The 18,609-nt window shown below is 64.6% G+C and carries 16 protein-coding genes and 1 tRNA gene; 12 read left to right on the top strand and 5 right to left on the bottom strand.

The window, feature by feature from the left end; all coding sequences use genetic code 11:
• Window positions 1-10 precede the first annotated feature (10 nt).
• Genes ACROSR_RS12805 through ACROSR_RS12795 form a run of 3 tightly spaced genes read right to left on the bottom strand, consistent with a single transcriptional unit; the run spans window position 11 to window position 2,435 of the window.
• Entirely contained in the window at window positions 11-964 is a 954-nt protein-coding gene (locus ACROSR_RS12805; protein ID WP_432685644.1) for a 3-hydroxyacyl-CoA dehydrogenase, read from the bottom strand.
• Complete coding sequence (locus ACROSR_RS12800) at window positions 964-1,743, bottom strand: SDR family oxidoreductase (protein ID WP_432685642.1); 780 nt, start codon at window positions 1,741-1,743, stop codon at window positions 964-966. The genes ACROSR_RS12805 and ACROSR_RS12800 overlap by 1 nt, the downstream gene beginning before the upstream one ends.
• A gap of 5 nt (window positions 1,744-1,748) precedes the next feature.
• Window positions 1,749-2,435 carry a GntR family transcriptional regulator gene (locus tag ACROSR_RS12795; RefSeq protein ID WP_432685640.1) on the bottom strand — a complete coding sequence of 229 codons (687 nt, stop codon included), beginning with the start codon at window positions 2,433-2,435 and terminating at the stop codon, window positions 1,749-1,751.
• A gap of 161 nt (window positions 2,436-2,596) precedes the next feature.
• On the opposite strand from ACROSR_RS12795, the gene ACROSR_RS12790 reads away from it, so the two are divergent.
• From ACROSR_RS12790 to ACROSR_RS12755, 8 genes are all read left to right on the top strand, one after another.
• Entirely contained in the window at window positions 2,597-3,634 is a 1,038-nt protein-coding gene (locus ACROSR_RS12790) for a TRAP transporter substrate-binding protein (protein ID WP_432685638.1), read from the top strand.
• A gap of 7 nt (window positions 3,635-3,641) precedes the next feature.
• Entirely contained in the window at window positions 3,642-4,220 is a 579-nt protein-coding gene (locus ACROSR_RS12785; RefSeq protein ID WP_432685636.1) for a TRAP transporter small permease subunit, read from the top strand.
• Entirely contained in the window at window positions 4,213-5,556 is a 1,344-nt protein-coding gene (locus ACROSR_RS12780; protein WP_432685635.1) for a TRAP transporter large permease, read from the top strand. Before ACROSR_RS12785 ends, ACROSR_RS12780 begins: the two co-directional genes overlap by 8 nt.
• A gap of 10 nt (window positions 5,557-5,566) precedes the next feature.
• Complete coding sequence (locus ACROSR_RS12775) at window positions 5,567-6,331, top strand: SDR family NAD(P)-dependent oxidoreductase (protein WP_432685633.1); 765 nt, start codon at window positions 5,567-5,569, stop codon at window positions 6,329-6,331.
• A 32-nt stretch (window positions 6,332-6,363) separates the two neighbouring features.
• Window positions 6,364-7,632, top strand: a complete 1,269-nt coding sequence (locus ACROSR_RS12770; RefSeq protein WP_432685631.1) for a hydroxymethylglutaryl-CoA reductase, degradative — start codon at window positions 6,364-6,366, stop codon at window positions 7,630-7,632.
• Between the two features lie 28 nt (window positions 7,633-7,660).
• Entirely contained in the window at window positions 7,661-9,871 is a 2,211-nt protein-coding gene (locus tag ACROSR_RS12765; RefSeq protein ID WP_432685629.1) for an alpha-ketoacid dehydrogenase subunit alpha/beta, read from the top strand.
• Entirely contained in the window at window positions 9,865-10,584 is a 720-nt protein-coding gene (locus ACROSR_RS12760; RefSeq protein ID WP_432685627.1) for an SDR family NAD(P)-dependent oxidoreductase, read from the top strand. Before ACROSR_RS12765 ends, ACROSR_RS12760 begins: the two co-directional genes overlap by 7 nt.
• Before the next feature lie 150 nt (window positions 10,585-10,734).
• Window positions 10,735-11,151, top strand: coding sequence for a BLUF domain-containing protein (locus tag ACROSR_RS12755; protein WP_432685625.1), 417 nt, complete (start codon window positions 10,735-10,737; stop codon window positions 11,149-11,151).
• 264 nt (window positions 11,152-11,415) lie between these two features.
• Here ACROSR_RS12755 and ACROSR_RS12750 read toward each other — a convergent pair whose 3' ends face one another.
• Window positions 11,416-12,090 (bottom strand): type 1 glutamine amidotransferase domain-containing protein, encoded by a 675-nt coding sequence (locus ACROSR_RS12750; protein ID WP_432685623.1) that lies wholly within the window; start codon window positions 12,088-12,090, stop codon window positions 11,416-11,418.
• Between the two features lie 165 nt (window positions 12,091-12,255).
• Window positions 12,256-12,822 (bottom strand): GNAT family N-acetyltransferase, encoded by a 567-nt coding sequence (locus tag ACROSR_RS12745; RefSeq protein WP_432685621.1) that lies wholly within the window; start codon window positions 12,820-12,822, stop codon window positions 12,256-12,258.
• Between the two features lie 257 nt (window positions 12,823-13,079).
• Here ACROSR_RS12745 and ACROSR_RS12740 point away from each other — a divergent pair, with 257 nt between their 5' ends.
• The 4 genes from ACROSR_RS12740 (at window position 13,080) to ACROSR_RS12725 (ending at window position 17,871) form a co-directional block, all read left to right on the top strand.
• Window positions 13,080-14,384, top strand: a complete 1,305-nt coding sequence (locus ACROSR_RS12740; protein WP_432685619.1) for a hypothetical protein — start codon at window positions 13,080-13,082, stop codon at window positions 14,382-14,384.
• Between the two features lie 108 nt (window positions 14,385-14,492).
• Window positions 14,493-15,497: a TAXI family TRAP transporter solute-binding subunit gene (locus ACROSR_RS12735; protein ID WP_432685729.1), complete on the top strand. Its 1,005-nt coding sequence runs from the start codon at window positions 14,493-14,495 to the stop codon at window positions 15,495-15,497.
• 86 nt (window positions 15,498-15,583) lie between these two features.
• The gene (locus ACROSR_RS12730; RefSeq protein WP_432685617.1) at window positions 15,584-17,617 is read left to right on the top strand and encodes a TRAP transporter permease; all 2,034 of its coding nucleotides are present in this window, start codon (window positions 15,584-15,586) and stop codon (window positions 17,615-17,617) included.
• A 180-nt stretch (window positions 17,618-17,797) separates the two neighbouring features.
• A tRNA-Cys gene (locus ACROSR_RS12725) sits at window positions 17,798-17,871 on the top strand.
• Window positions 17,872-18,609 lie beyond the last annotated feature (738 nt).

Here is an 18,609-nt window from a genome sequence, read left to right as displayed (position 1 = left end):
CGACCTCCTGTCAGTCAGATTTCGGGGTATTGGCGCGCAGATGCTTCATCATCTCCACAAGCCGGCTGTCGCGCTCTGCCTGCGCGTGGGGGATCCGGTCGAGCGGCAGGCGGTCGCGTCTCGACGCCTCGACCGCATCCAGCGTTTCGCCGGTCCAGTCCGCGGGGTCACGCTGCGTTTCGGCGATTTTCGCGTACATCTGGCCATAGCGGGCGACATAATCCCGCACACCTCCGGGCGCGTTCAGGTCGATCGTCTCGAACGGGCCCAGAAGCGCCCAGCGGGGCGCCAGCCCGTCGCGAAGGCCGGTATCCACGTCCTCGGGCGTGGCGATCCCATCCGCGACAAGGCGGAACGCCTCTTGCAGCAGAGCGCCTTGCAGCCGGTTCATGATGAAGCCGTCGATCTCGCGCCGCATGCGGATGGGCTTCTGGCCGATCCGCTCCATGATCCCGGCGCATCGGTCCACCGCGTCGGGGCTTGTCCATGGGGCCGGCACGATCTCCACGGCGGGGATCAGGCTGGGCGGATTGATCGGATGGGCAACAAGGCACCGGTCCCGCCCCGCAAGGTGCTCGGTAAACGCGGACGGCAAAAGCGCCGAGGTCGAACTGGCGAGAATGGCGTCACGCGGCGCGCGCGCGTCGAGGTCGGAAAAGACCGCCTTCTTGATCTCCAGCTTTTCGGGCACGTTCTCCTGCACGTGAACAGCCCCGTCGAGCGCCTCGTCCAGATCGGCCGCGAGATGGACGCGGCCGGTGATGCTGTCGGCCGTTTGCCCGTCGAGCATCCCGGCCGTTTCCAGTTCACGCGCCAGCCGCGCCAGCATCCCTTTCGCCTGCCGGGCCGCGTCGGCGTTCTGATCGAACAACGTCACATTGCAGCCGCCGCGTGCAAAGGCCACGGCCCAGCCGCACCCGATAAGACCGCTGCCGATGATCGCCGTCTTCATCTGGTCAGTCATCACAGTGTCTCCACCCCGGCGCAGACGCTCAGCGCCTGTCCGGTTATGTTCGCGCCGCCCGGCGTATTCAGGAACAGGCACATCGCGGCAATGTCATGCGGGCTGACCATCCGGCGCAGCGCCACCTTTTGAAGATTGCGTTCGCGCATCTCGTCGTAGGAAAGGCCAAGACGTTCGGCGCGTGCCGTGATGACTCGATCGATCCGCGGGCCTTCGACGATGCCGGGCAGGATGGCATTGGCCCGCACACCCTGCGGCCCGAGTTCGGAAGCAAGACTTTTCGCAAGACCGATGACGCCCCATTTCGACGCGGCATAGGGGGTCCGGTAGGCAAACGGCAGTCGCCCCGCGACCGAGGCGATGGCGATGAAGCTGCCCTTGCTGGCGATCAGGTCGTCCGCCGCGAAGCGGGCCGCGAGATAGGCCCCGCGCAGATTGATGTCGAGCGCCCGATCCCAGTCCTCGGCGGCGATGTCGCCGATCGTGGCGGTCGGCCCCTCGATCCCGGCATTCGCCACGACGACATCCAGACCGCCAAGCTGCGCGCGCGCATCGGCGACAAGCTGGCGGGTGGCGTCCTCGTCCGCCGCGTCGGCGACCGTCCCGGTGATCCGGTCCGTGCAGGCCGCGGCCACGGCGTCGGCATTCACGTCCGAGATATGCACCCTGGCGCCCGCGGCGGCAAAATCGTCGGCGATCGCCTTGCCGATGCCGGCGGCCCCTGCCGTGATCAGGACGCGCAGTCCCGGCGATGGTGTGAGGGCGGAGGGTGCTGTCATGGTCGTCATACCTCTTTTACTGTTGATTGGGTCCGGTCACGGCCGAGAAAGGCGCGAATGTCCTTCGCGGCGGTCGTGATGTCATCGATGATGGCTGTGCGCACCGCCGCGTCGTCGCCGGCCTCGAGGGCCGCCATGATCTGATCGTGGAACCTCTGAGAGGTGGACATGTGCGCGCGATCCGGCACGCTGATGCGGATCGACGGGCCGACCATCAGCCAGAGACGCTCGATCATCCCGACCAGAAGCGGCCAGCCCGACACCCTGTAGATCGCCGCGTGAAAGGCGGCATTGGCCTTGAGGTACCAATCGACGTCACCGCTGGCGGCGGCGGCGGTGAGGTCGTCGTTGAGGGCACGGATGCCGCCAAGATCCACGGCGCGCATCTCGGCGCAGGCGCGCGCGGCGGCCATGCCTTCCAGTTCGAGACGTATTGCCGTGATCTCGTCAAAATCTTCCGGGCGCAGCACCCGAAGGCGGAGCGTTCGGCTTGACGTGTTTTCCAGGACGCCTTCGGTGGTCAGGCGGGTCAGCGCCTCGCGGACGGGCATCGCGCTGACGCCCAATTGCTCTGCGAGGCCACGGCTGGACAGCACCTCGCCCGGTCTGAAGGCCCCGCACTTGATCGCGTCGCGCAGGTTTTCATAGACTTGCTGTTGCAGGCTGTCCCGTCGGAGATTGCCGCCAGTCAACGTTGGATGAGATACGGAAACGTCTTGCATATCGGATTTCGTTCGTTATCGTTGATCTGAGATCGCAGATTGCAGTTCGGATCGACAGAAGTCAAGTCAACCCCTGCACCGGCGATCGCAACCCGCCCGGCATGTCCGGGCCGCACGAAGGGAGGAGCAAAATGAAACTCAAGGCAACACTGATGGCCGCGGCTGCCGTGGTCGCCACAGGTCCGGCGCATGCGCAGACGCTGGATGTGGCAAGCACGTTTCCAAAGAACCTGGCGTTTCTGGGGGAGGGGGCCGAGGTTCTGGCCAAGAACATCGAGACGGCCACCGGCGGCGACGTCAAGCTGGAGGTGCACGGTGCCGGCGATCTGGTTCCGGCGCTCGAAGTGCTCAACCAGGTCAGCACCGGCGCGATCCCGGCGGGCTGGGATTATGTCGGGTACTGGGGCGGCACGATCCCGGTCGCGTCGCTGGCGGGCTCGATGCCCTTCGGTCCCGGACCCGACCTCTTTGTCGGCTGGATGTGGGAAGGGGGCGGCATGGAGATCGTCCAGAAGGCCTATGACGAGGTCAACGTCAAGATGCTGCCCTGCCACGTCACGGCCCCCGAGCCGGGTGGCTGGTTCAACAAGGAAATCAACAGCGTCGAGGATCTTCAGGGACTGAACATGCGGATTTCCGGCATGGGCGGGCAGGTCCTGAACAAGCTGGGCGCATCCACGCAGCTCATTCCCGGTGGTGAACTTTATGTCGCGTTGGAACGTGGGCGCATCGATGCGACGGAATTCTCGCTTCCGGTCGTCGACAAGGCGCTCGGCTTTGCCGAGATCGCCAAGTACTACTACTTCCCCGGCTGGCATCAGCCCGCAAGCTGGAACTCGCTGATCATCAACATGGATGTCTGGGAAGGCTTTGACCAGCAAACCCGTGACCAGATCATGGTGGCCTGCGAGGCGACGGTGAACTGGTCGCTGGCAGCGGCGCCAGAGCCGCAGGGTGCAATCATCGAGGAATTCCGCGCGCAGGGTGTCGAAACCAAGCGCTTCCCCGACGAGGTGCTTCAGGCCCTGCGCGAAGCCTCTGTGGAGGTTCTCGAAGAGCAGGCCGCCGAGGATGAAATCTTCGCCGAAGCCTATGAGTCGATCCAGAACTATCTCGCCAAGGCCGAGATATGGACATCGCTTCAGGAAATCCCGGATGCGGCGGAGTGACGGATAAATGACCGAACGTTCCATTCTGGAGCGGGTCGGCCATGCGCTTGTCGAGGCAAGCGCATGGCCCGGCCGTGTCGCGGCCTGGCTGCTCCTGCCGATGATGGCACTGGTCCTGCTTGCGGTTGTTGGATCGCTTTTGGGCGTGGGCCAGATCGCCAGCTGGGAGACCGATCTGCCGCTCTTCGGCTCTGATCTCACGCTGACGGCGCTTGCCGAACTGCAATGGCATCTTCAGGCGATCATCGTGATGCTGGGCATGTCCTACGCGCTGGCCCGCAACGCGCATGTTCAGGTCGACATGATCTCCGAAAAATTCTCGCCGCGTGGGATGGCTTTGGTCAACCTTGTCGGTGACCTGCTGTTTCTGCTGCCGTTCTGCGCGATCATCGGCTGGCTTAGCCTTGATTACGTCTCCTACTCGTTCGCGACCGGAGAGCGCTCGGATTACGGCGGTCTCGACGACAGGTATCTCGTGAAAGCGATCCTTCCGATCGGTTTCGCCGTGCTCGCGCTGACAGGGGTCGGGCGCGTCCTGGTTCACCTGAGCATACTGTTCACCGGCGGAGGCCGCTCACATGGTTGAATACATCCTGCCGCTTTCGATGGTCCTGGCGCTGATCCTCGGGATCATGTCCGGCTATCCGGTCGCGCTGGTCCTGGCCGGGGTGGGCATCCTTTTTACTTTCATCGGCGATGTGCCGCTGGTCTTTCTCAACACGATCTCGTCGCGGATCTTCACCGGCAATCTCACGAACTGGTTGTTGCTGGCGGTGCCGCTTTTCGTGTTCATGGGGCTGATGCTGGAGAAATCCAACATCGCCAAGAACCTGCTTTTGTCGCTGGAACGGCTGTTCGCCCAACGTCCGGGCGGACTGGCGCTGTCGGTGACGATCGTGGGCGTGGTGATGGCCGCAAGCACCGGGATCATCGGGGCATCCGTGGTGATGCTGGGGCTGATGGCGCTGCCGGTCATGCTCAAGCAGAAATATTCCATGCGGCTTGCCGCCGGGACGATCTGTTCCGCGGGCACCCTTGGCATTCTCATTCCACCGTCGATCATGCTGGTGCTCGTTGGCGACATTCTCCAGATTTCGATCGGCGATCTGTTCATGGGGGCGGTGATCCCCGGTCTGATCCTTGGCGGGCTTTACGCGGTCTACATCCTCGTCGTCGCCCATCTGAATCCATCGGTTGCGCCACCGAGCCCCGTTCAGGAAAAGGTGTCGACGGTCGAGGCGATCGGCGTTCTGGTCAAGCACCTTGTCGCGCCGGTCATCCTCATCCTCAGCGTGCTTGGGTCCATCGTGGCCGGGGTGGCCACCCCGACAGAGGCCGCCGCGATCGGCGCACTCGGTGCGACGGCCCTTGCCGCCGTCATGAGCCAGTTGACGTGGAAAAACCTCGTGGATTGCGTTCAGGAGACGGCATTGACCACCGCGATGATCCTGACCGTGGCCATCGGCGCGACGGTGTTCAGCGGGATCTTCAAACGGGTGGGCGGCGATACCATGATCGAGGATGCGGTCATGGCCATCGCGTCGGGTCCGTACCAGACGCTGTTCCTGATCATGGCGCTGATCTTTGTCCTCGGCTTCTTTCTGGAATGGATCGAGATCAGCTTCGTTGTGTTGCCGCTGTTCGCGCCGATCATCGCCGGGCAGGATTTCGGGCTGGGCACCTCGGGGGTCACGCTGACATGGTTCGCGGTTCTGGTCGCGGTCAACCTGCAGACGTCGTTCCTGACGCCGCCCTTCGGGTATGCGCTGTTCTACCTGCGGGGCATCGCGCCGCCGGAAGTGGGCATTCGCGACATCTATGCAGGCATCATTCCGTTCGTCCTGATCCAGTTGTTCGGATTGGGGTTGTGCATCCTGTTCCCGTCGCTGGTCCTGTGGTTGCCGGAGGTGCTGGCGAAGTGAGGATGACGGCATGAGCCAACTGTTCGACCTGGCGGGCAAGCGCGTGGTGGTTACCGGCGGGACAAGCGGCATCGGCCTTGCCGCGGCGCGCGCGTTTCTCGAGGCCGGCGCGCGCGTCGTGCTCAACGGGCGCTCGGCCGAGCGGGGGCAGACCGCGCTTGGCGCGCTAGAAGGGCTGGGACAGGCCTGGTTCGTGCCGGGCGACACTGCGGACGAGGCGGCTGCGAAAACGCTTGTCGACACCGCCGAGGCGCATATGGGGGGCGTCGACGTGCTCGTCTGTGCGGCGGGGATCAACCGGCGCGGCGCCCCTCAGGATCTGACCCTGGACGACTGGGATGCGGTGCTGGACACAAGCCTCAAAGGGACGTTCGTGACCGCCCGCGCCGCCTACCCGGCACTGCGCGGATCGGGGGACGGACGGATCGTGACACTGGGGTCGATGATGTCGGTCCTCGCGAACGAGGCCACGGCGCCCTACGCCGCGGCCAAGGGCGGGGTCGTGCAGTTGACACGCAGCCTTGCCGTGGCCTGGGCCGAGGACGGCATTCGCGCGAACTGCATCCTTCCGGGCTGGGTGGACACGCCGCTCACGCGCCAGGCCCGAAAGGATATTCCCGACCTTGACCGCCGGGTTTGCGAACGGACGCCGGTGGGCCGATGGGCCACCCCCGACGAGATCGCCGGCGCGATCCTGTTTCTTGCGACCCCGGCGTCGCGGTTCATGACCGGAACGGCCATTCCGGTCGATGGCGGGTATGTCATGCGGGCGTGACCCGCTGCCAGTGAAAAGGAAAGCGAGAAGAGATGACCGAGCGCACGTCGAGACTGTCCGGATTTGCAACCCTGAGCCGGCAAGAGAGGCTTGCCGTCCTGAACGATTGGCTGGCCGACGACACCGGCGGTTCGGGCGACGTGCAAGAAATCGGCACCTTGCCCGGCGAACTGGTGGAGCGGATGGTCGAGAATGCCATCGGCACCATGCCTGTCCCCCTTGGTGTGGCCACGAACATGATCGTGGATGACAGGGATGTCCTTGTCCCCATGGCGACCGAGGAAAGCTCGGTCATCGCCGCGGTGTGCAATTCGGCCAAGCGCTGCCGTTCCACCGGCGGCTTTCGCACGTCCTACGCGGGGTCGCTGACCATCGCACAGGTGCAGATACTCGACGTCGCGGATCCGAACCGGGCGCGGCTTGAAATCCTGCGCCGGATGGAGGACATCCGCGAGATCTGCGACAAGGTCGATCCGATGCTCGTCGAACTTGGCGGCGGGTTGCGCGATGTCGAGGTGCGGCTGCTGCAAGGGCGGCGCGGTACCATGGTCGTGGTCCATCTGATCGTCGATACCCGCGATGCCATGGGGGCCAATGCGGTCAATACCATGGCCGAGCGGATCGCCCCGGTACTGGCCGACTGGACGGGCGGCCGGGCGTTGCTGCGAATCCTGTCAAACCTTGCCGACCGGCGCCTGACACGCGCCGAGGCGATCTGGCCCGCCAACGAGATCGGCGGCGCAGCCGTCGTCGACACGATGCTGGAGGCGGCCGATTTCGCGGAGATCGACCCGTACCGCGCCGCGACGCACAACAAGGGGATCATGAACGGCGTCTCGGCCGTGGTGCTCGCCACCGGAAACGACACCCGCGCCATCGAGGCGGGCGCGCATGCCTATGCTGCGCAAAGCGGCCAGTACGGCCCCCTCACGCGGTGGGAAAAGACCGCAAATGGTGATCTCGCGGGGTCAATTGAAATTCCGCTGTCGCTCGGGATCGTGGGCGGGGCCACGCGCATCCATCCCGTCGCGCAACTGGCGCTCCGGATCATGGGGGCCGATACGGCCGAGACGTTGTCGCGCATGGTCGCATCCGTCGGCTTGGCGCAGAATTTCGGGGCCGTGCGGGCGCTGGCGACCGACGGTATCCAGAAAGGCCACATGGCGCTGCACGCGCAGAACATCGCGATAACGGCCGGCGCCGAGGGCGACGAGATCGTGACCGTGGCCGACGCCATGAAGGCGCGCGGCGAAATCAACGAACGCATGGCGAAACAGCTTCTCGCGGAGATGCGGGCGTGACGATCGCGGCCATCAGGACCACGACAGGATGAAATACGCGCCGATCGACACAACGACGCACATGCGCCGCCTGACGGTCGAGGACGCCGACTGGGCCGACCTGTCGACCAAGGATGCCAAGCGACTGGCGACGCTGGTGATCACCGCGCGCCGGTTCGAGGAGAAGATCCTGTTCCTCGACAAGCGCGGGCTGGTTCACGGACCGGCCCATTCCAGCCTGGGGCAGGAGGCAGGCGCGGCGGGCTGTCTCGCGGCGCTGCCGCTGAATACGATGATGAACGGCTCGCACCGTGCGCATCACCAGGTCGTCGCCAAGGCGGTGAACGCGCTTTACACGGACAATTTCGATCCGTCGGCCGGCTCTCGGCTGCGCGACGAGATGCGTGCCGAGATACGCATGATGATGCACGAGATCCTTGGGCTGCAGGACGGCTGGACCGGTGGGCGCGGCGGCTCGATGCACCTGCGCCGCGAGGCTCTTGGCGTGATGGGCACCAATGCCATCGTCGCCGGCGGCCTGCCGATCGCCTGCGGCCATGCCTTTGCCGAAAAGGCCCGTGGCGGGGACCGGCTGACGGTGTCGTTCTTCGGTGATGGCGCGATCCATCAGGGCACCACGCACGAGGCCATGCACCTCGCCGCGCTCTACCGGCTGCCGATGCTGTTCTTTTGTGAAAACAACGGCTACGCGGTGTCGACCAGTGTCGAACAATCCACCTATGAGACCAACCTCAACACGCGCCCCCTCGCGCATGGCATCGAAAGCCTGCATGTCGACGGCATGGACCCGCTGGCGGTCTGGCTGGCCACCCGCTGGGCCGAGGATCACATCCGGACCAAGGGCGGCCCCGCCTTCGTGCAGGCCGATGTCTATCGCTATTATCATCAGTCCTCGCCCATTCCCGGCAGCGCCTTCGGCTATCGCAGCAAGGAGGAAGAGGATGCCTGGCGCGCACGGTCGCCGTGGGAATATCTCTGCGAGCGGCTGACCGCGCATGGCACTGTCAGCCAGCAAGAGCTTGACGCCATCGACGCCGCCGTGTCCGAGGCCATGGACCACGCCGCCCAAAGTTGCACCGAGGGCAAGGGGTCGGGGATGCACATCCCCGAGGCCCTCTGGCCCGTGCCTGCAACCGTCGACGATCACCTCGTTTCCGACATGTCCGAGTTTGCGGGGCAACGCGCCGCAGAGCCCGAGGATTTCGCCCCCGGTGACATGCGCGAGATGTCCTTCATCGAGGCGATCCCGGCAACCATGGGCGCGGCGATGGCGCAAGACCCCAATGTCGTGCTGTTCGGCGAGGACGTGGCCAACATGGGCGGGGGCACGGTGGGCGCAACGCGCGGACTGTCGCGTTTTTTCGGGACGCAGATCATCAACACCCCGATCACCGAGAACGGATTTTGCGGTCTTGCCGTCGGCGCGGCCATGTCCGGGATGCGCCCCATCGTCGAACTGATGTACAGCGACTTTTTTCTGGTCGCCGCCGATCAGCTTTTCAACCAGGCCGGCAAGATCCGTCACCTGTTCAACGGCACGGCGCAGGTGCCGCTTGTCCTGCGCTGCCGCCTTCCGGGGCTCGAAGGCTACGGCTCGCAGCACTCGATGGACCCGACCAGCGTGTTCTCGCTGTTTCCGGGCTGGCATATTCTGGCGCCGTCCAACGCGTTCGACTATGTGGGCCTGATGAATGCGGCGCTGCGCTGCAACGACCCGGTGCTGGTGATAGAGCCACAGGCGCTACATGGCCGCAAATGCCCGGTGCCCGCCGATCTCGATTACCATATCCCGATCGGCCGCGCCCGGCGCGTGTCCGAGGGACGCGATCTCACCTTGCTGGCCTCGCTCGGGATGGCGGACCCTTGCGCCGATCTGGCGACGCGAATGGGCCTTTCGGCGGATGTCATCGACCTGCGCAGCCTGTCGCAGCGCGACGTGGATTACGACCTGATCGGGCAGTCGGTGCGCAAGACCGGGCGCGTCGCGGTGATCGAGCAGACCACGCGCGGCGCAAGTTTCGGGGCCTTCCTCGTGGACGAGATCCAGCGCCGTTTCTTCGACCACCTCGACCAGCCCGTCAAACGTGTCACCGGCGGATGGGCCCCGCCTACTGTCTCGCGGGTGCTGGAGCGTGCCGCGCTGGCCGGCGAGGCCGAGATCGAGGCGGCCCTGCAAGAGATGGTGCGCGACAGTGCCCTGCGACGGCCCAGCCATGGAAACGGGGTGCGGTCATGCTGAACCTTGACGGCAAAACCGTTCTTGTCACCGGCGCGGCGGGCGGGATCGGCGCGGAAACCGCGCGCATCCTTGCCGGGCTTGGCGCGCGGCTCGTGCTGTGTGATCGCGCCGATTGCACGTCGCTGGCCGCCGAATTGCGCGCGGACGGGGCCGAGACCGTCACCGATACCTTCGATATCCGCGACCGCCATCGCGCGGAACGGTTCGTGACGGACCTGCCATGTCTTGATGCGGTGGTCGCCAATGCCGGGTACTGCCCGTGGGACGACTGGCACGATCCGGACTGGGACGCCGCGTTCGTCGACGTGGTCGATATCAATCTTCGGGGGGTGATCAACATCCTTCGTCCCGCCCTCGACCGGATGATGGCGCAGGGGCACGGCAAGGCTGTCCTCGTCGCGTCCGTGGCCGGACGCATGGGCGGGCTGCAAGCCAGCCCGCATTACGTGGCCGCGAAGGGCGGTGTCATCTCGATGACGAAATGGATGGCGGCGCGGGCCGCACCGCACGGGGTGAACGTGAACGCCGTCGCCCCCGGCGCGACAGAGACGGCGATGGTTGCGGGGTCCGGGATAGACGCCGGTGCTATTCCTCTGGGGCGTCTGGCCGCCCCGGCCGAGATTGCCCGGCCCATCGTTTTCCTGTGCTCGGACGCGGCAAGCTACATGTCCGGCGCGACCCTCGACGTCAACGGCGGCGTCTACGCCGCGTGACGGCACCCGGCAACGCGGTCGCATGGTGGTTTGCGCCCCGGGGCCCCCGCACCCGTCGGGATCCGAACGAAGGCTGGACGCGCTCATGCACCGTCGATATGCCATTCATCATGGACCAACGCCTTGGGGTCCCACGCGAAAGGAGTTTTCATGCCGCTCGTCCAGCTTGTCTATGCCTCCCGTCCGTTCGGTTTCGATCAGGCCACGCTGTCGAACCTTCTGCTCGACTCGCGCCGCGCAAACGTGCGCGACAACATCACCGGCGCGCTGATCGCGCGGCACGATCTTTACCTGCAGCTTCTGGAAGGGCCGGATCAAAAGGTCGAGGCCGTGTATCGGCGCATCCTTGACGACGACCGGCATGTCGAGGTCACGAAGCTTGTCGACAGGCGGATAGAGACGCGGCTTTTTCCCGGCTGGGCGATGCGCGACGACCCCGCCGACAGCTGGGTCTGGACCATCGAGGAAGTGCGCGACGGTGCGATAGAGCGCACCAACGAGGACGAAGTGCTTGGATTTTTCAAGCGTCTGGCCGATCAGGGCGTGGTGCCCCCGCGCGAGGTCTGACCGGCCGCGACATCTCGCGTGGCGCATACGGGCGGGACAGGGTAACGGTGTAGGTAGGCTGGGCTGCCACGTGGCAGGTCGCGCAACGTATCTCGCCCTCATCTGCCCGCCGACATGTGCCGGTCCAGATCTGCCCCGGATCAGGCGGAGGCGGGAACCCATCCCGGGCGCATATCGCGCCCAAGACGGGTTATCAGGCACCCAAGGCATGCGTACCCTACGGTACAGCCTGAACACCGGTGGCGTGCCGTCAATGCGCCGGGGTCACAACAGCGCGAGCAGGCGTTTTGCGGCCTCTTCCGACGAGGCGGGGTTCTGACCGGTCACAAGTGTGCCGTCAGTCACAACGAAAGACGCCCAGTCGTCGCCTTTCTGGTACGCCGCCCCGTTGGAGGTCAGCATGTCCTCGACGAGGAACGGCACGACCCCTGTCAGGCCAACGGCCTCCTCCTCGGTATTGGTGAAGCCTGTGACGTTCCTGCCGGCAACCAGGGGTTTGCCATCCGTGCCCTTGGGATGGCGAAAGACCGCGGGGGCATGGCAGACCGCGCCGATCGGGCGATCCTGTGCGGCGAATGCTTCGATCAGGGCTGTGCTGTCGGCGTCCTCGGCCAGATCCCAGAGCGGGCCGTGCCCGCCCGGATAAAAGACCGCGTCAAACTTTGTGGCCGACACGCTGGACAGCGGCACGGTCTGCGCAAGCGTCTGCTGGGCCGCGTCATCGGACCTGAAGCGCCGCGTTGCATCCGTCTGGGCATCCTCGGCGTCGCTGGTGGGATCGACCGGCGGCTGTCCCCCCTTGGGCGAGGCCAGCGTGATGTCGGCGCCGGCGTCGCGGAAAACGTAATAGGGCGCCGCGAATTCCTCCAGCCAGAACCCGGTCCTGTTGCCCGTATCTCCAAGCTGGTCGTGCGATGTCAGTACCATGAGAATTTTCATCAAAGGATCTCCGTAAGTTTGATTTCGGTTTGCCGGCGGGCACTCGGCCGCGCGCGGGTCGGGGGTGTCGCAGGTCGGGTTCGCGTCCTGATCGCATGTGAGGCGACCGGGGCGATACGGCAAGATGCGTCTCGTCCGGTGGGGTGTGTCCGAGCCAAACGCCCGTCAGGACCGGACATCGTCCAACCGTCGTGAGACGGGCACCGGGCGCGGCGACATCGCAGTGTCCGGCACCTCGGACGCGAGATGCGGGCACGATGCGCAGTGCGAGATATCGATATGGGCCTCGCACTCGGCCCCGGTGCGGACAACCTCGCCGTCCGCGGCCGCCACAAGCTTGCGGATGCCACTGTTTTCACACGAAAAGTAAAGATCGGCGGTCCGGACGCCAAGGCGCTCTGCCGCCGCAAGCCCGTCAAGAAACAACGCCCTGCCATAGCCGTGTCCCTGGTAGGCATCCTCGACCGAGATGCCGATCTCGGCATGCCCGTCCGTGCCACGGAAAATTTCCAGAACACCGACGACGCGGCCTTCATCCTCGATCCCCAGCACGATGTCTGGGCTGGCGCGGTCGGCGATCATGCGTATCGCATGATCGGGAAGGCTCGCCATGAAGCGGCGCTGACGCGACTTGCGGCTCAGGGCCGCGTAATGCTTGGCCAGAACACGGCGCCAGTCCGGCAGCTTACCGGCAAGAAGGGTGGGGCGGGGCAGAACATCGGCACAAGACATGAGACTTCACTTCCATTAGGTTCTCCTGTCACCATTAGTTATGCTGCATCGCAGAAATTGCGAGGGGTCGTGCCGCCACGTCATGCCGGCGTCCATTGTGCGGAATACCTCGACGTTTGCCCGGTTGCTGACCTGATACGACCTGTTCCCGGCTTTCGGCGGGGTCCAATCGATTCGCGTTGGACAAGGAGGGTGAGGCATGAAATTCGTTATGTTCTAGGCGTATAATGCGCCGTGTTTCCGGGGTCGGAAAGACAATGCTGTCGAAATTCCTCAAGTCGCTGTTCGTGATTCTGGCGCTGCTGACAGGGTCAATCCTGATCCTGGCGCTTGTCGTGATCGAGGATGCGCCCGCCCTGCAGCCGCGCGGCGCACCCACCCCCGAGGACGTGATGACCGCGCGCGCGTTCGTCAGCGATGTCAAGGCTGCCGCAAGTCCAGGGCAAGGGGACGCGCTACCGCTTGTCACCACCGAGGCAGAGCTTTCAAGCCTCGTGCGTCTCGGCGTGCGGCTTATCCCTGGTTTTCGCGGCGAGGTCGCGGTCGAACCCGGCCGCGTCGAAATTCGTGCCGCGTTGCCCGTGGACCTGCCCGGTGCGACGCAGTGGCTGAACCTGGCGGTAACCGTGCCGGAGTTCGAGACGGGGCTCACGCTGGGGCGTGTGACGCTTGGCCCGGTTGCGATCCCGCCGACGCTCGCGCTCGAGATGGGACGTGTCGGGGCGAATCTGATCCTGGGCGACGGGTTGGGCGACAGGGCGGTACGCGCGGCGTCGCGGATGCATGTTGCGGGCGATACGGTGACGGTTGACCTTGAAATAGACCGGGTCGGAGAGAACGGAATCATCGGCGGCTTGTTCGGGGCGCTGCGCGGCGGCCAGATGCCGCCCGACGCCCTCGTCGACAGCTACCATGTCCGAATCCGCGAAGCGATGGACCGGGGCGATCTGCCGGTCACGGGCAGCTATCTGCCGTATCTCGTCTTCACATTGACCGCGGCGCATCAGGGCGCCAGTTCCCAAGGCGCGTCCGATGCCTTTACCGCCGCGATCTTCGCGCTGACCCGCATCTGCGGCGCGCACGATTTTCACTTGCTTTTCGGTGATGTCGTCAAGGCCGGGTCTGCCGCCGCGCGGGCATGGGACACCGATTGCGGGCGACTGACCCTCAACGACCGGATTGACAGCCGCCGCCATTTCACCACCGCCGCGGCGATCCAGGCGGCAAGCAATCGCAATGTTTCGGTCTCTGTCGGCGAATACAAGGAACTTCGCGATACCCTGAAATCCGGCGGGTTCGATTTCACCGATCTCGCCGCCAACAATTCGGGGATCCGGCTGGCGGATGTGTTCATGGGGACGCCGGCTGATCGCTGGCCCGACCTGATCGCGCGGATCAAGGCAGAGGGTGACGTGATCGTGCCCTATGACGATATTCCGCAGATCATGACGGGCGAGGAGTTCAGCACGCGGTTCGGCGGCATCGACAGCGACAGCTACACCGCGATCCTGAACATGATCGAGACGCGGATCGACGGCCTTGCCCTGCACGCGCCACTCTGACCGCGCGATGTGGGTGCCGGGTGCATGTCATGTTGCCATTGCCCCGCCGCGCCTGATCGTCGATAGTACCTAAGTCCAGAAGATATAAGGGAGACCCGAATGACCGCCATGACGAAGTTTGTGCGCACCCTCGCGACAGGGGCCGTGCTAAGCGTCGGAGTCGCAAGTGCGACGATCGCACAGGATCTGAAATTCTTTACCATCGGCACGGGTGGCACGGCCTACACCTATTATCCCGTGGGCGGTGTGATCGCCAACGCCATCTCCAGGCCGCCCGGCTCGCGCCCCTGCGACGAGGGGGGAAGCTGCGGGGTAGACGGGCTGATCGCCTCTGCCGTGTCCTCGCGCGGGTCGGTCGACAACATCAACGCCATCGTCTCGGGGCTGCGCAACTCGGGCTTTGCGCAATCCGACGTCGCCTACTGGGCCTATACCGGCACTGGCACCATGGAAGGCCAGCCCCCCGCCGAGAATCTGCGCACGATCGCGGCGCTGTTCGAAGAGCATATCCACCTCGTCGCGCGCGCGGATGGAGAGATCGACAGCGTGGCCGATCTGGAAGGCAAGCGCGTGTCGCTGGATGAGCCCGGCTCGGGCACCTATGTTGATGCCGGTCTGATCCTCGAGGCGAACGGTCTTTCTGTCGATGACGTGAGCGCCGAGGCCCTCAAGGGCAACGCAGCCTCCGACGCGCTGCGCAACGGGCGGATCGATGCATTCTTCGTTGTCGCGGGTTACCCGACCGGATCGCTGGTCGAACTGGCCTCGGCCGAGGATATCAAGCTGGTTCCGATTTCCGGCGACGGTGCCGATGCGCTGACCGAGGAATACGGCTTTTTCGCGCAAAGCAATATTCCGGCCGGGACGTATGAGGGCGTCGAGGAAACCGCGACCGTCGCAGTGGGCGCGCAGTGGTTCACCTCGGCCGACGAGGACGAAGAGCTGATCTACCAGATCACCAAGGCGCTGTGGAACGACAACTCGCGCAAGCTGCTGGATGTCGGGCACGCCAAGGGCAAGACGATCACGCCCGATACGGCGCTGAAGGGCCTGGGCGTTCCGCTTCATGCCGGGGCAGAAAGATTCTACCGCGAGGCCGGACTGCTGGAGTGATCCCGACCAGTTCGTGACCCTTGACCCGGCTGCCCGAAGGCGGCCGGGTTTTATCTTGACCAGTTTCCACGTGATTGGACCCGGCCATGTCGCACTCTGACCCAGACCATGAACTGACCCCCGACGACCTGCACGAGATCGAACGCAGGTTCGATCCCGAACTGGCCTTTCGGCCCACGGGCCGGACCATCGGGATGGTCATAAGCATCGCGCTGGTGGCGATGTCGGCATATCATTTCTATGCCTCGGGGTTCGGGCTGGTGCGCGAGCTTTTGCATCGCGGCATTCACCTGTCCTTCGTGCTGGGGCTGGTGTTCCTGCTCTTTTCGTGGCGCAGATCGCTGAGCACCGTGTTGCCGGCCCCGGCATGGCACCGCATCGACGGCGTGCCGATCGTGGATATCCTGCTGACCGTTCTGGCGGTCGCAGCCTCTCTCTACCTGCCGCTCCTGCCGCCCGAGGTGGTGTCGGTCCGGGTCGGAAACCCGTCATCCTTCGATGTCCTCATGGGCACCGCGCTTCTGGTGCTGACGCTGGAGGCGACGCGGCGATCCGTGGGCATCACGCTGCCCGTGATCGCGCTTGTCTTCGTCGCATTCGCGCTGTTCGGGCCGTGGGCGCCCGGCGCGCTGAAGCATGGTGGCGTCGGATGGACCGGGTTGATCAACCATCTCTACATGACGAACCAGGGGATTTACGGCATCGCCATCGGCGTCATGGCGCAATACGTGTTCCTTTTCATCCTTTTCGGCGTGCTGGCCACCCGGATCGGGCTGGGACAATTGTTCATCGATCTTGCGATGGTGGTCGCCGGGCGTTACGCTGGCGGCCCTGCCAAGGTGGCCATCTTTTCGTCCGCGTTCATGGGCACGATTTCAGGGTCGAGCATCGCCAACACGGTGACGACCGGCGCGCTGACCATTCCGGCGATGAAGAAGGTCGGCTATCCGCCACATTTTTCGGGCGCGGTCGAGGCGACGTCCTCGACCGGCGGGCAGATCACGCCGCCGATCCTCGGGGCGGCGGCGTTCATCATGGTGGAATACCTGGAGATCCCGCTGCGCGACGTGCTCGCGGCCGCGCTGTTCCCGGCGCTGCTGCACTATTTCGGCATCTTCATCATGGTCCACCTGGAAGCGCGCAAGCTGGGCCTGCGCGGCCTCAGGGCGGACGAGCTGCCGAAGGCCGGGCTGGTGCTGCGCCAGCACTGGTTGTCGATCATACCGCTGATCGTGCTGGTCACCATGATCCTGACCGGAAAGACCCCGGATTTCGCCGCCGTCTACGGCATCATCGCCTGTGTCGTCGTCGGATTTCTAAATCCCGTCAATCGTTTGACCCTGCATGATCTGTGGCTGGCGCTTTCGGATGGCGCACGCAACACGCTGGCCGTCGGGGCGGCGGCGGCCACCGTGGGGATCGTCGTGGGCGTCGTGACGCTGACCGGGGTCGGCTTTCGGCTGGGCTATGTGGTTGTCCAGACCGCCACCGACATCGGCAATGCGATCGGCGGCATCTGGCCGCTGAGCCTTTACACGGTCGGTCAATGGACGCTGTTCTTTTCGCTTATCCTGATCGCGCTCGCGTGCATCATCATGGGGGCGGGCATCCCGACGACCGCCACCTATATCATTCTCGTCGCGGTCGCCGCGCCCGCGCTCGGTCTGCTGGAGGTCGAGCCGATCGTCGCGCATTTCTTCGTGTTCTACTACGGTGTTCTGGCCGATATAACCCCGCCCGTGGCGCTTGCCGCCTATGCGGCGGCGGGGATCGCAGGGGCCAACCCGTTCAGAACCGGGAACACCGCGTTCCGTCTCGGAATTGCCAAGGCATTGGTTCCGTTCGTTTTCGTCTACTCGCCAGCGCTACTGATCATCACGGACGGGTTCACATGGGCGGCCTTCGCGCTGACCCTTGCAGGGGCGATGCTGGGGATCGCTGGCTTGGGCGTGGCGTTTTCCGGCTTTTTCCTGACGCATATGTCGCGGCTCGAACGGTGGTGGGTCGGGCTGGTGTCGTTGCTGTTCATCGCTCCGGGTCTGACCACAATGATGCTGGGGGCGCTCCTGTGGTCGCCGGTGGTAATCCGGCAGGTCGTCAAGCGCCGGGACGTGGCATAGCCCAGTCGGTCCCGGCCCGCTTGGTCCGGGGTCTGCAGATGACATCGGTACGCCGTGCGCGCAGATCTCGCCGCAGGTGTGATCGCCCTTGTGCAGGCTTTGAACGCGGTGATCGCATGTGATCCGGCCCTCTTGCGTTCCGGCTCGTATCGGCATAATGCGTACGCACACCATGAGGCGGGCGAGTTGGCGGAGTGGTGACGCAGCGGATTGCAAATCCGTGTACGGGGGTTCGATTCCCCCACTCGCCTCCATTTAAAATCAATCACTTAGTGAAATACTCGCGCACGCGATTTTTTGAGTCTAAACATTCGTCTAAACATTCGGTTTTTGTTCTGTTCGCAAACGATGGGTGACAAGCCCGCTCTGCGGGCAGCCCGAACGCTCTCTCGGCAAGGTCATTCGAGCAGTTAGCATGCCTTGGCATTCGCTACGCGCGCGCTGCTCTGTTCTCGTGCCGGTGTGTCCTGTTCTGGCGTGTTGTTCCGTTTTGGGTTCGTCTGACGGTATCGGGCTAGTCCCCCAAATTGGCTAAGCCCCGATGCATCGCATCGGGGTCTGGCCATCGCCGAGATTGGGGTGGAGTGTGTCAAGCTGTCGCGCGGAGCCACGCGCAGACCAGGGCGAGCCGAAGGCCAAGCCCGAAGGGCGCAGAAGCCCTAGTCGAGCATGGCGAGCACGATTGCTTGATACGCGAGAGGGGCGAAGCCCCTTAGACGCGCGGCCACGCCGCGCAAACAAAGATGCACTGGCATCTGACCGCCGCCGAGGCTGCTTCGCAGGGTTCGGCGGCGGGATGGGGTACACTCTCTTGATGACATATCCTTTTAGTGACACGCATTGTCGAAGTCGTCGCAACTACTGACATTCGACTCGAGCGAAGCTTGTCCCAAAGCCCATGGACGCGGAAAACGTGGTCGTGTCGCGAAGTTGGTTGAAATTTGAATGTGGCGTAATCTCCGGGTGACTCGAAACCACCCAATCCGGCGGCT

The sequence above is a fragment of the Roseovarius tibetensis genome (genome assembly GCF_050896375.1).
Classification (GTDB): domain Bacteria; phylum Pseudomonadota; class Alphaproteobacteria; order Rhodobacterales; family Rhodobacteraceae; genus Roseovarius; species Roseovarius tibetensis.
The sequence above is the reverse complement of the archived record's forward strand: the minus strand, read 5'-3'. Positions and strand labels throughout refer to the sequence as shown.